The 14,746-nt window shown below is 43.4% G+C and carries 5 protein-coding genes and 1 pseudogene; 3 read left to right on the forward strand and 3 right to left on the reverse strand.

Annotation, left to right across the window (positions count from 1 at the left end):
- Positions 1–137 precede the first annotated feature (137 nt).
- Both AB0756_RS11725 and AB0756_RS11730 read left to right on the forward strand, forming a co-directional pair.
- Positions 138–1,691, forward strand: coding sequence for a diguanylate cyclase domain-containing protein (locus AB0756_RS11725; protein ID WP_050045119.1), 1,554 nt, complete (start codon positions 138–140; stop codon positions 1,689–1,691).
- A gap of 141 nt (positions 1,692–1,832) precedes the next feature.
- Complete coding sequence (locus AB0756_RS11730; protein WP_050045118.1) at positions 1,833–6,827, forward strand: PAS domain S-box protein; 4,995 nt, start codon at positions 1,833–1,835, stop codon at positions 6,825–6,827.
- Positions 6,828–6,959: 132 nt separating this feature from the next.
- Here AB0756_RS11730 and AB0756_RS11735 read toward each other — a convergent pair whose 3' ends face one another.
- On the reverse strand, positions 6,960–8,147 hold the full coding sequence (locus AB0756_RS11735) for an RNA-guided endonuclease InsQ/TnpB family protein (protein WP_050045229.1): 1,188 nt from the start codon (positions 8,145–8,147) through the stop codon (positions 6,960–6,962).
- Between the two features lie 51 nt (positions 8,148–8,198).
- Here AB0756_RS11735 and tnpA point away from each other — a divergent pair.
- Positions 8,199–8,640: pseudogene (tnpA, locus tag AB0756_RS11740) on the forward strand (IS200/IS605 family transposase).
- Here the strand turns inward: tnpA and AB0756_RS11745 are convergent.
- Both AB0756_RS11745 and AB0756_RS11750 read right to left on the reverse strand, forming a co-directional pair.
- Positions 8,637–8,798 (reverse strand): hypothetical protein, encoded by a 162-nt coding sequence (locus AB0756_RS11745; protein WP_167844598.1) that lies wholly within the window; start codon positions 8,796–8,798, stop codon positions 8,637–8,639. The pseudogene tnpA and the gene AB0756_RS11745 sit on opposite strands and share 4 nt — an antisense overlap.
- Before the next feature lie 69 nt (positions 8,799–8,867).
- Positions 8,868–14,603, reverse strand: a complete 5,736-nt coding sequence (locus AB0756_RS11750; RefSeq protein WP_038080596.1) for an alpha-2-macroglobulin family protein — start codon at positions 14,601–14,603, stop codon at positions 8,868–8,870.
- Between the last annotated feature and the right edge of the window lie 143 nt (positions 14,604–14,746).

Below are 14,746 nucleotides of genomic sequence, written 5' to 3' on the forward strand. Positions count from 1 at the left end.
GCTCGATTGTTAAAAGATTTACGAAAATTTACGTAAAAATAGAAAATTTACGGTTGAGGTTTAACCTTTTAAAAGGTCATCTTTAAGTATCGGACTGGTCTTTTCTGAATTAAAAAACCCCTTAAGGAAGGTGAACTATGGCGCAAGGTGCTGGGAGTTTGCTCATTGTGGACGATCAACCCAACAATTTGCGGGTACTGGCATCCATTTTGAGTCAGCAAGGATACAAGGTTAGGAAGGCATTAAACGGAGCCACTGCGCTGGAGTCGGCTCAGATTCAACCACCTGACTTGATTTTGCTAGATGTTAAAATGCCAGAAATGGATGGCTATGAAGTTTGTTCGACGTTGAAGTCTTTGCCCCAAATATGTGAGATTCCCGTGATTTTCCTCAGTGCTATGGATAGCACGGCAGATAAGGTCAAAGCTTTTACCGTTGGGGGTGCAGACTACATCACAAAGCCCTTTGAGGCTGAAGAGGTTTTAGCGAGAGTTCAGCAACAACTCACACTCCAATGGCAAAAGCAACAACTCCAACAAGAGATCCAAGAGCGAAAACAGGCACAAGCAGAGACTCAACTGTTATTAACCACAATTCAGGCGGTGAGCGAGGCATTAGATTTTGAGGCGGCTCTAGGTGCAATGCTGTGCAAAGTGAGGCTGGCGATCGCGTGGGACTACGGCGAAGCTTGGACACCTACACCTGATGGAACAGCCTTCTACTTAAACCGGACTTGTTACAATTCACAAGATTTACAACTGCGGCACTTTGTTGAAACTAACCAGTTTCATATGGTTAGTTGCAATGCGGGTCTGGTGGGTAGGGTCTGGGCATCCCAGCAACCAGAGTGGATTGCTGATTTGTCTCCTACACCCGTTTCCGTATTTTTACGATCGCAAGATGCCAGTGCAGTTGGGCTCAAAGCAGCTTTTGCTGTGCCGATAGTTCTAGATGGGCAAGTCTTGGCAATTATGGTTTTCTTTAAGCGGAGCAAAAACGAGTTGGATACAAAGCTAGTTCAACTGGTGAGTGCGATCGCCGTGCAATTGGGTGGGTTTATGGAGCGCAAGCATTCAGAGGAAAGTCTCAGACAGGCTAATCGAGAATTGCAGCGTCTAGCCAACCTTGATGGGTTGACTCAGATTGCCAATCGCCGCTATTTTGATGAATTTTTACAACAGGAATGGAAGGGGCTAGGGCGAGAACAAGCACCGCTATCACTTATTCTATGCGATATCGACTTTTTCAAAGCCTACAACGACCACTACGGACACCAGGCAGGAGATGATTGTTTAAAACAGGTGGCTCAAGCGATCGCTCAAAGCATTCGCTGTCCTGGGGACTTGGCTGCTCGCTATGGTGGGGAAGAGTTTGCCGTTATCCTTCCAAACACAGGAACTCAAGAAGCACTTAATGTTGCAGCGCGGGTTCAGGTAACACTGGCGAATTTAAACATTTCTCATCCACGCTCTCAAGTAAACAGTATTGTGACTCTCAGTATGGGCGTTGCTACTTTAATTCCTACAGATGAATCCTCTTTTGACAATCTGATTGCATTCGCAGACCGAGCATTATATACAGCAAAAGATGAGGGGCGAAATCGTTACTGCTCCTACAAACAGCCTTGTCTGAGTACTTCAATTGGTAACACGATCTCTAGAATGGAGAAAGCGGATGCAGTCTTTACCTGATGAAATCCTATTGTTGATGGGCGTTGCTCGCCATAAAAATCCGCGAGTCAGATGTCATAAACCGTTGATTGTTTTTTCGCTATTATTCAGTTCATTATTTTCGCTGGGAATATTTCATGATAAATTGCAATTGAATTGGCTATGAAAAAGCAACCCAAGAATCAAACTTCTCTACCAATTTTATCACTGCGATCGCTCTCTAACAAATTCAGCCTCGCAGTGATACTGATTGGTTTTTTTAGCATCTTGGGATGGATATTCAATATTCCCCTGCTTAAAAGCGGGTTACCCGGTTTGCCCACCATGAAGGCGAATACAGCCTTGTGTTTTATCCTGGCAGGAACAGCTTTGAGGACATGGCATCAACAGTTTAAAATTCAAAATTTAAAATTAAAAAGAAAAACTCAATTTTTCATTTTTTCTTGTGCATTTTTAATTATCTTGGTTGCCTCGTTGACCTTAATTGAATACGGGTTTAACGTCAATTTGGGAATCGATCAACTCTTGATGCAACAACCAGAACTAACGGGTAGCATTGCAATACCGGGTCGCATGGCTCCTAATACTGCAGTAGCATTCTTAGCATCTGGGTTGGCTCTCCTGCTGCTAAAGAGCGATCGCCGTTCCATGGTTGGATTGGCTCAAGGCATGATGGTGATAGCGTGGTTTCTCAGCTCTGTCGGCTTACTGAGATATTTTTACGGACATGTGTCTTTCTATACAATAGAGCCTTTGACTGGAATGGGAATTCATACCGCGATTGCCTTTCAGTTACTCAGTGTCGGCATTTTTTTTTCGCTTCCCAAAAGCGGGCTAATACCCCTTCTGACTGGCAACAGAGCTGGAAGCATGATGATGCGGCGACTGCTACCCGTGACAATCACTCTGCCTGTTCTAGTAGGTGGAGCCTGTGCCTTGGGTCATCATTTGCATTTCTATGAAGAAGCAATTGAAGCAGCGTTAATCAGCACGCTGGATATTCTGCTCTTTACAGGATTGCTGAGTTGGAAAGCGCGATCTCTGAATCGGATCGATCTGCAAAGACGACGAGTTGAACGCCAGTTGCAGCAAGCAAATGTCAACTTAGAGCGGCGGGTAGAAAAGCGCACAGCCCAACTGCTTTCGAGCGAGCAACGCCTGAGTTTGGCAATTCAGAGAGCGAACCAGCTCAATCTAGAATTAGAACAGCGAATTGCAGAGCGCACGGGTGAACTGCAACAAACCAACGAGCGTTTGCAACAGGCATTCTTTAAACGAGAAAAAGCAGAGCGACAGTTACAAGAGACCCTAATGTTGCAAAAGGCGATCCTTAACAGTGCAAATTACAGCATGATTTCAACAACGGTAGACGGTACAATTACCAGTTTTAATGCCGGTGCTGAAAAAATGCTTGGTTACGCAGCCGCAGAAGCGATTGGTAAAATGACTCCTGCCATATTTCACGATTCTCAAGAGGTCGTCCATCGCGCAGGAGATCTCTCTCAACAATTGGGAGTACCGATTGAACCGGGATTTGAAGTGTTGGTTGCTAAAGCCAAGCGGGAAGAGGTTGAAGAATTTGAGTGGTCTTACATTCGTAAGGATGGCTCTCGGTTTCCAGTGCTGCTTTCGGTGACAGCATTAAGCGATAGAAAAGGATCTTTAACCGGATTTTTAGTCATTGGCAGCGATATCACCGAGCGCAAGTGCGCTGAACAAGAATACAGACAAATTGAGGCGGCGTTACGAAATAGTGAAGAGCAGTTTCGCCATGCCTTTGAAGATGCGTCCATTGGGATGGCGATCGTGTCACTTGACGGACACTGGGTTAAAGTTAATCCTGCCTTATGCCGGATTGTTGGCTACCTCGAAAAAGAGTTGTTAGCGTTAACCTTCCAAGACATTACCCATCCTGATGATTTAGCAACAGATCTGTATTACGTGCATCAGCTATTAGCAGGTGAGATTTTCACCTACCAGATGGAGAAACGGTATTTCCACAAGCTTGGACATATTGTAAGGATTCTTCTGAATGGATCTCTGGTACGAGATAAGCAGGGAAATCCCTTACACTTTATTGCTCAAATTCAAGACATTACAGACTTAAAACGTGCTGAAGAAGCTTTGAGAGCCAGCGAAGAACACTGGAGATATGCTTTGGAAGGAAACGGGGATGGTTTGTGGGATTGGAATACTCAAACGAATGAAGTTTTTTTCTCCCATCGCTGGAAAGAAATGTTGGGGTTTTTGGATACAGAAATTGGAAATCAATTGAGCGAATGGGATAAGCGAGTCCATCCAGACGACAAAGAGCGGGTGGATGCCGAAGTTGAACAACACTTTCGGGGTGAAGTTCCCCAATATGTGAGCGAACATCGCATCTTATGCAAAGATGGGACTTATAAGTGGATTTTAGCTCGAGGCTTAGTTATGAGCCGCGATGAACGGGATCGTCCATTGCGGGTGATTGGAACTCATACCGATATCAGCGATCGCAAACAAATTGAAGAACAACTGCGCCGCTCTGAAGCCGCCCTGATTGAAGCGCAGCAAATCGCTCGCGTTGGCAATTGGGAATTAGACCTTATGACCCAGCAAATTATCTGGTCAGAAGAATTGTTTCGGATGTTTGGCTTCGATCCAGCCAATCCAGAACCGGGATACACCGAACATTTCAACTGTATTCATCCTGACGATCGCCATTTACTCCAACAACATCTCGAGCAAACCACGAAAAACGGAACCCCTTATAAAATCGACCTGCGCTTCTTCCACAGTGACGGTACACTTGGGTACATGGAAGCTAGAGGTAAAGCAATTCGAGATGAACGAGGACGGGTCATCCGCATATTGGGAACCGCATTAGATATTACCGAGCGCAAGCGTACAGAAGAAGCATTAGCAAAAGAACTTCTCCGCAGCAAAGTGCTGTTTAAAGCATCGTTTGACGGAATTGTTGTTCTCGATCGACTTGGAAATGCCATCGAAGCCAGTGAAAGTTTTGCCCAGATGCTTGGCTATACCCCAGAAGAAGTTGCAACGCTCCACGTTTCTGATTGGGATGCTCAATGGAGTAAAGAAGAACTGGCGCGAATTATTCAAAGCTCTCATTTTATCAATGCTCCGTTTGAAACAGTCCATCGTCGTCAAGATGGCTCACTATATGAAGTAGAAATTAGTGTGAGCAATGTAGATTTGGAAAATGAACACATACTAATTTGTATCTGCCGCGATATTAGCGTTCGCAAGCGCATTGAAGCCGAACGCCAACAAGCGGAAGCAGCCCTCAGACAGAGTGAGGAACGCTTGCAGCTGGCTCTAGAAGCATCTGGAGATGGATTGTGGGATTGGAATCTTGCAACCCAAACGGTTTATGTCAGTCCTCGCTATCAAGAAATGCTGGGTTACAAGGCAGATGAACTGTCCATAAATCCTGACACTTGGAACACATGGATTCATCCGGATGACAAATCCTGGGTATTCGGTACACTCAATGCTCACCTGCAAGATAGCTCGGTTCCGTATGGGTTTGACTACCGCGTTAAAACCAAATCAGGTGAATGGAAATGGATTGCGAATTATGGCAAAGTTGTTGCCCGTGATGAACAAGGCAATGCTCTACGAATGATAGGAACTCATAAAGACATTAGCGATCGCAAATGCATTGAACTGGAACTGCAACAGGCCAAAGAAGCGGCTGAGGCGGCGAACCAGTCAAAAAGTACCTTTTTGGCTTCCATGAGTCACGAGCTACGAACACCGCTGAACGTCATCTTGGGCTTTACCCAAGTACTGAGCCGCGAGCCATCCTTATCGGTTGTTCAAAAAGAAACAATTCAAACCATTCACCGCAGTGGAGAGCACTTGCTGAGCCTGATCGAAGATATCCTTGACCTTTCTAAAATTGAAGCCAACCGCATTAATGTAGAAAAAATCAGTTTCGATCTCTTCGAGATTCTAAGAGCCTTAGAAGATATGCTGCACCACAAAGCGGCATCCAAAAACTTACAGTTTCGCTTCGAGATTGCTCCAGAGGTTCCTCAGTTCATCACCACAGATGCTAAAAAATTGCGTCAAATCTTAATTAATTTGGTAAGCAATGCCATCAAGTTTACCGAGAAAGGCGGCGTAACACTACGAGTAAAAGCAGAAGCCATCGCTCAAAGCATTATTGAATCCTCTGAATCTTCAATGGCTCGGGCAGATCGTACAACTCTTTTAATTTTTGAAATCGAAGATACAGGTGTGGGAATTGCAGACGATGAGATTGAAGTAGTATTCGACGCATTTGTGCAAAGTGGCTCTGGAAAAATGGCTTCGGGTGGAACGGGGCTGGGGTTAACCATCAGTCGTCGATTGGCTCGTTTAATGAACGGTGACATTTCAGTTAGCAGTGTAGTGGGAAAAGGCAGTACGTTCTTTGTTCGTCTTCCCATTCAAATTCCTTCAAGAGGAAGTGTTCCTGCTTCCAAACAAGAGCGACAGCTAATTGGGCTAGTTCCCGGTCAACCCAAGTACCGCATTCTCATTGTGGACGATCTCGCCGAAAACCGTTTGCTGTTGACGACACTAATGACTCAGTTAGGAATGGAGATCCGAGAGGCAACCAACGGACAAGAAGCGATTGCCCTTTGGCAACAGTGGCAACCGCATTTGATTTGGATGGATCTCCGAATGCCCGTACTAGATGGTTATGAAGCCACTCAAAAAATTCGCGCCCTTTCTACGGGAAAATTCCCTGTTGTCATTGCACTGACAGCTCAAGCATCAACCAGCAATCGCACCCTAGCCCTAGCTTCTGGCTGCAACGATTTTGTCATCAAACCCTTTGATGAAAATTTTCTCTACAGGAAGATGGCAGAGTATTTAAACCTGCAATTTTTCTATACAGAAAGTCAAGAGGGCTCGGATGACCGTTCCATAACAACTGCTCAAAACACCTCTACTGTGCTGACAGCACAAAATCTTTCTGTCATGGGTGCCGATTGGCTGACTGCGCTGTATACCGCTGCCCAAATTGGCGATGAAGAAGAAATTGAACAACTTCTTCAGGACATTCCAGACTCTCACGCTCCTTTAGCAAATCAATTGAAGCAACTTGCCCGTGATTACCAGTTTGGAGCAATTAAACTCCTGATACAAGAAGCGTTCACCTAGCGGTAAACGCATACATTTTAACTACCAACTCATTCGAGCGCTGATACTCCTTTGCCCCACTGAATACAAAAACCGCTCCAGGCAGAGAAAGAACGCAACCGATTACATAGAATTGAGATAATTTTGACATACTCACCGCCCTAAAGGGTCGGTGATTCTTGACGGCTCACAGCAAATAGCTACCGAAGTAGTCTGACAATCACTCCCCGTCCGTTTAAGGTCGTGCCGATGCCCCATGCCGACCATTTCTATATTTTTAGCTGCATTCTCATCTCTATCCTGCTCAGTACGACAACTTAAACAAAGTACTGAGCGAACAGACAAATCAATTTTGCCCCAACGATACCCACAGCAAGAGCAAGTTTGACTAGTAGGCTCCCATCTATTAATTACTCTGAAGTCTCGGTTAAGTTTTTCAGCCTTAGCTTCACAAAATACCCGAAATTCTCTCCATCCCTGTAAACTAATCACTCTTGCTAACTGGCGATTTTTAACCATCCCTGACACATTCAAATCTTCCAAAATAATAGTTTGGTTTTCACTAACCACTTTGGTTGATAGCTTGTGTAGGAAATCTTGGCGAGTATCTGCTTGTTTGTTGTGTTTTTTGGCAATTCTTAGACGGGTACGCTCACGACGTTTAGAACCTTTTTGTTGTCTTGCTAGCTGACGTTGTAGATTGCGAATTTTGCGGTCTTTCTTTGAGTAATCGGGACTTATTGCTTTCTCTCCATTGCTCATAACTGCAAAGGTTTTAATTCCCAAATCAATACCAATACTTTGGTTTTTGGCATCGGATTGAACAGGTTCCACCTCTACAACAAAGCTGAGAAAATAACGATTTGCACAATCTTTAATGACTGTTACACTTGATGGAGTTGAGGGTAAATTTCTAGACAAAATAGGCTTAATATTACCAATTTTGGCTAAATATACTTTATCTCCTTTGATAGAAAAACCACCAATTCTAAATCGTGCTGATTGTCGTGCAGTCTTCTTTTTGAATTTAGGACTGCCAACTTTTTTACCTTTCCGCTTACCTTTAAGTGAATCAAAAAAGTTTTTGTAGGCGACTCCTAAATCAGCTACAGATTGCTGCAATGGAATATTAGAAACATCAGACAACCATGACCGCTTCTCAGTTTTTTTGGCTTGCGTAATCACTAACTTTTGCAAGTCGTTGTTACTCGGTAGCTTTTCAGACTGCTTACAGATAGCAAGAGCATCGTTCCAAACCACACGAACACAACCAAACAACTGAGCTAAAAGCTGTTGCTGTTGGTCTGTCGGGTAGAATCGGAACTGGTATCTGGCTTTCACTGACAGTGTTATAATTGGTCTGTAAGACAATTATACTTTGATCTACAAAACATGACAAGCCAGTTTCGCCGTGAAAGACATAGTGTTACAGACCTTAAGATTCATTTGGTCTGTGTTACCAAATATCGTATGTCTGTCTTCACGTCCGAAAGTCTTGAATTGATTAAAAACTCGTTTAATGAAGTAGCCAAGAAGATGGATTTTGAAGTGATTGAGTTCAACGGTGAAGACAATCATGTTCATGCACTTATCGAATATCCGCCTAAATTGTCTATTTCTCAAATTGTTAATGCCTTAAAAGGTGTTTCTAGTCGTCGTTATGGACAAGCTGGATACATAAAGCCCCATAAAGCTGCGCGAGTTTGCCGGGGGGAGTATCCCCCCGGCAACACGCGCAGCTTTATGGAGTCCCAGTTATTTTGCTGTATCCGTTGGAGGTGCGCCAATTGAAATACTAACGCAATACATTAGAAATCAAGAAAAGCCGTCCTAGAAGGACGGGGCTTGCATCCCATTCTTTTGGTCAAAAACATAATCGGCGATTCTTATTCCTGCTTTCATTCCTTCATCAGAATCAAATTGGTAATGAATCCCCAAATAAATCCGACTGCGAGCATTTTCTAACATTGCCTTTGTAAAGAAAGCACTCATAAGTTCGCTCGCGCATTGGTCTCACTGACCCATCAACATCTCTATTTACGCCCGTTGAGGTTTTTGCGGCTACTGAACCACCAATGTAGCATCAGAGGTACGCCCAAACTCTTCTGGAGCATATTGCAGGTGGACTTGCGCTCCAGGATAGAGAAATGTACCGGGGGTAACAGAACGAACTAAGTAATGAAGCTGATAAACACCCGGTTCCAAACTATCTGCATAAGCGATCGCGCGATCGCGATGAATCGCCTTGAACCCAAGTTGCCAAGAGTCGGCTTTTGCTTGTAATGCAGCTGTAGCAGTTTGAAAACTCTCATCCACTGCTTCAAAACCTGCAGGTAAGGGGTCAGTTATTACCAAATGATTCACGGGACGATCTGCAATCACTTCCAAACCAATATCAAACACTTGCCCTGTCGTGACAGTCAACGGTTTATCTTTAGCATACAATCCTACTTTTTGCAATACTTTATCTTGACCTACAGGGCTAATTTCCCTTGTCACCCGCAAACCGTTAAATCTTCCTGGTTGATTTCCTTGCAAGCGATAGCGATAAGCAACCAGATAATGCAACGTTCCTTGTCCGGATTTTTGCAGTTGTAAATCATGACGCCCGCGAGGTAACTCAGCCATTGGAACTTTCACTTCCAAGGTGGGATTGCGGTAACCTTCAAATTTTTGTTGTCCCAATTTCTGACCAGCCAAGCGCACTGTAGCTACAAAATTGGGCGGTGTTGGCTGCAGTTGGCTGTATTCCACTAAAGCCGTCAGCGCTTGAGCATTGTCATAATGAGTTTGCCATGTCCCTTTGCGACGTAACGCCAGCAAACTTTGCAACAACCTATCGATCGCTTCTGGTTTATACTGCAGGGCGATAAACAACCGCAAAGCTTGTGCTTGTATCGCCGTTGGTGAATTCATCCATTCCCAAGAGCTAGGTAAACTGACAGATGCGTCACGGCTCGTATAGTAAACATTCTGCTGCAACTTGCTCAACAGCTGCTTGGACTCATTTTGCCATTCTGGAAATTGAGATAAATATCGCGTCAGCTTCATCTGAGTTGATAAATCAAAAGCATTGCGCTGACGGTAAATATCTGCGAGGAAAGTATTGCGCTTGTCTCCTAATTCTGCCAAAGCCATCAAAGCGTTGAGTTGCAGTTGGCTTTTACAAGGCTGTTTTTTGCAAAATTCATACTGTCCTGGATTTGCCAGAGTTTTTTGCAAATAAGTTTTGAGACGAGATACCATGTTTGAATCTACCAAACCGGGGAAAGATCGATCTGCTTTTGCCAGAGATTCAGCAGCATAGGAAGAAACCCAAGGGTCCGCCTTTTGTTCTCCAGGGAAAGCAGCAAAGCCACCATCTGCAAGTTGGAGTTTTTGCAATTTCTCAATAGCTTGGTAAGCACGTTTGCTAGGATTAAACGCTGCAAATGTCTGACCGTATTTTTCAGACAAAGTTTGCAACCCAGCAGCAATAAAAAGTTGACTTGCTGAAGGTTCTGCAAAAGGAAAGTCATCATTTTCCCAAACCTGTTGTACTGGTGCTTTTATTTCTGGTATGAGAGTACTTGCTAAATTGATATCTAAACCTTCCCCTTCAGGAAAAGTATTTTTCTCAATATTCAGGGGAATTTTTACCTCATTCTTTCGAGGAACAATTGCACCTGTTTCAACAACTTGCTCGGTCATTTCCAATTGCTGAATCGCCAAAGGAACTTCAAAAGCATCTGCTGAGGCGCTATTGATTTGAGTGGTAAAGCGAACTTTACCTTCTCCCACACGACTTGCAACCATGGGAAAGCGATAAGCACGAGTAGCTCCATCGCTCTGGGTTTGTAAAGCAGCAGATGTGGGGTTATTTCCAACAAACTGAACTGTACCGCTGACTTCACCATTGATAGTGAGATTTCCCGTTGTCCGAGTATTGTTAGTCACAGATAAACCCGCTTGAAATGTATCGCCGGGACGGGCAAACTGTGGCAGTATTGCATTGGTTACTAATGGCTTGGTTGTGATAAACGTTGCTTCGGAGTTGCCAAAACGGAGGTTTCCGTCAGTAGCAACAACCATCACTCGCCATGTCGTCAAGTTATCCGGGACTTTAAAGCTAATTTGTGCTTGACCGTTGGAATCGGCGATCGCAGAACCATTGTAGTAAGCTAAAGCTTGAAAGTCTCTACGAATGCGGGTATTCGCCGTACCTGCTGATAACCCACCACCGTAACCCCAACCTTTGGGTTCAGCTAATGCTTGTTGTTCTACCACTACATTTTGGCGGTTATCGCTAAAGCGAGTTGATATCGGTTGTTCAGCATAGACTGTAGCTACCAAATCCGGCGGACGATAACCGGAAAGTTGCAGCACAGCCTCGTTAACCACCATAACTGTGAACTGTCCTTTGGAGGGATTTCCCCGATTATCCTTAAGTTCCAGTTGTACTGTTTGTTCTGCACCGGGTTCGAGCGACGCCTGTACTGGAGTTGCTTGTACTTTTAAATACTTATCATCCAAGTTCACTTTAAAAGGAGCAAAGCCAATCCTAGCTAAGTTAGTTAGACTTTTTGGTTCTACGCGATCGAGAGGCGTACCCTGTCGTACCAATACAGCTTCAATAGCTGCATTTGGTAGCATTTCTGGTGTGACTTGAAATTGAATTTTCGGTGCGCCTCCTTTAACTTTAACAATTTGTTGATAGAGAGGTTTGTCTTTAATAACAGCAAAATACAACTCTCCTTCCGAATAAGGAGACTGAATCAGAGCCGTCACCGTTTCACCCGGTTTAAAAGTTGTTTTATCCAGTTGAATTTCCAAACGGTCTTTTTCTTTGTTACCCCAAAATACCGGATTTTCTCCTGTCACCCAAATTTGGATATCTGTTGCGCTGGTATCATTTCTCGCATCGCTAAAATTCGCTCTGATGCGATAAGAACCGGATTCATTGGGTTTTAGCGTTACGGATTGGGGCTTGTTTGCAGATGTAATTTCTGCTTTCTCGACTGTCTTATATTCAACTTGGGTTTTTCCCGTTGCACTCCCTTCTACTAATTGAGTCACGTTGCTGTACTTCATTTGTTGAAGTTCCAACAATACCCGTTGACCTTCTTGCGGTTTTCCCGTATGGTCTGTCACAATAACCTCAAAAGGAAAATCTTTGCTAGCTTCACCAACAAAATTGCTTTTTAACCCGATCTGGCGATCGCTGGGTAATGCTGTAAATGTTTTGGAATTTGCCACAGATAAATTGGAAACATCTGCAACTTGTACATCCACGCGGTAAATCATGGGATAGGGCAAATCTTTTGCCACCACCGTTTGATTGCTTTTCCCGTTAGCATCAAGTGATGCATTTGCTTGCAAAACATCGCTAGGTACAGAAGGGGGTTCTTCTGGCCAAAACCACTGTTTGCCAAAAGTAAATTCCTCCCATCCTTTAGGAACAAAATTTGTCTGCTGGCGAGTCACAAAATATTTAGCTTGTCCCCCTTCTACAGGAGAACCAAATAAATATTGACTTGTAGATTGAACTTCTACTTTGTCATCAAGAAAAGCAAATTCTTTATCTAAATTCAGTTCTACTTTGAAATTAGGTGGATTAAACTCAGCAACGCGCAACTCTCCAGAAATTTCTTGCCCGTTCTTTCCCTTTGCTTGGATTGTATAGTAGCCCAAACGTTGATTTTTTTTGATAGGTAGTTCTAGAGAAAACGTTCCAAATTCATTCGTGTTTTTAGTCCCTAAATCTATTTTTTGCCCATCTGGATCTATAAGAGTTAACTGGTAAATAGCATTTTTATCCTGTTTGATTTCGCCATTTTGTAAGTAGTCAGCAAAACCAGTCAACCAAGCCTTTTCTCCCGGCTGATATAACTGTCTGTCGGAGAAGATAACTCCACGGGATACAAATTTGCTATCTTCCCAACTCGCATCAATTCCGTAGCCATAAGCACCGCTGTATTCTTCAGTACGGGCAAATGCCCAATCTCGATCTTCCCGTGCAATAACCAGCAACAGCGGTTCTTTGGTAGAACTTTGAGAACCAGCAAAGCATTCTCTTAAATCGTCACGTGCGAGCCTTAAAGTCCCATTTTCATCAGTTTTTCCAGACGCGCAAGGTACGGGTTGAGGACGGGATTTTGCCTCTAATTTGGATTGATAGATTGCGATCGCAGCTGCTTTTGCGGGCGAGCCATCAGAAAGATGGTGGACTCGAATTAAGCCAGACTCTGGAAACCACTGTGTAAAGACGCCCAAATTTGTCATTTGAACCATACCGTAAGTCGCAGGTTCTCGCCAAAGTTCCTTCCCATTTTCTTTATATGTATTTGTGCGTGCTTGCACCCCATAAGCTAACATTCCCGTAGCAGCACCAAGTTTTTCTCGTATGGGAACGCTCAATTCCAATGACTGATTTTTTTTCCCCGATACCTTAAACCTTTTCCAGTCTGAAATTTGAGGTAATAGATTGTTTCCTTCGCTTTTAGGATAAGCCGAATTAAAATAAACCAAATCTGTTGGTTGAACAACTTGATAAGCTGCTTTATAACTGGAATCTGGCAGATTCACTGTAGAAATATTAAGTTGTAAGTTTTTTCCATCAGGAAAAATATTCAAACCTTCAGGAACCCATAAATCCCCAGCTAAATCTCCCGTTTCATATTTAACTGTTATGGGCTTACCCAGAGTTTGACCAAATTTATCTTTAATATTAGCACCAATAGTTATTGTATAGCTTGTTGAAGGTGAGAAAGCATAAGGATTGATATTAATAACTTTTTCTCTATCGTTGGCTTGAATAATTCGAGAAATTGCTTGGGGTGCGGGATTAATTTTAATATTTTCAATAACTGAACTAGCTGCTAATTCATTATTAAAGACAAGTTGGGGAGCACCTTGAACAAATCTACCATACGTTCCACTTGCATCGGGTTGACCGTAAAACTGAAGTCCCCTAAATTCCAAGGGAGAATAAGTTGACAGTTTACTCGCAAAGGTTTGTTCGCTCGGTAAATTACCATAAGCAGGAAGTAAACCTGGAGAAAACTCCAGACGATAATGAGTTGCTTTTTGCAAACTTTCTTGAGGAATGAGATTGTAAATCCATTGACGAGATGAAGGGTCAAATTTTTCTAAAGGATCTTGAGTTTCTGAAGTTTTTTCTTCTTTTGCCAATTCTACTTTAAAAGGTACATTCTGAGTTTTGTTTTCTACAAGAAGTTGCAAATGCTTTCGTACAGAAGCTAAATTTAATTCCGTATTAGAAGTGAATTGTAGCTTTTGCTGTAAATCAATTGGCTCGATTTCATCCTTTTCAATGGGATTTTTTCCAGGAAGATCTGTGAGTTTGATGAGTTCGGTATTGAAAGTCCAAGCCAAATCTTGATTGAGTCGGTGATTTTTTAAATCTGCTAAACCTGCTTTGAGCGTCACTTGAAATCGCGTTGCTTTTGGAAGTGCTTCCTCTACTTGAAATCCCACCATCCGTGGTGTCAAAAATCGAAAATGACCTGGGATAGATGGCACAATTTCAAACTTTTTCAATAACCCCTGTTGTTCTGCGCTATCAAGACTCTCAACAGGAATTAAAGCCTCTTTAAACCGGATGCGAATTTGGTTAAGAGGTTCGCTATCAGATAACGGGCTTATCTGTTCTATCCAGTCCGGTAACTGTGGTGGGTTGAGTACAGAAACTGTGGGAAGCTGCTCTTTTCTTGGGGCGATGCTGACAAAACCACATCCTGCTATCCCCAGCATAAGTGTCAGGACAAGCAGGAAGCGCAGCAAAATTCTTGGGAACATACAGGGGTGGGTTAGTGGTTAGTTGTTAGTTGTTAGTGGGAGAAGCATCAATAACTCGCTACGCCCTTTCCGCTCTAAAATTATCGATTTTTGTAAGATGGACACAGAAGCGCCCTGTCAAAGTAGATAAAAACTTCAGGAAA

It is taken from the genome of Tolypothrix campylonemoides VB511288_2, from assembly GCF_045999855.1.
GTDB classification, from domain to species: domain Bacteria; phylum Cyanobacteriota; class Cyanobacteriia; order Cyanobacteriales; family Nostocaceae; genus Scytonema; species Scytonema bouteillei_A.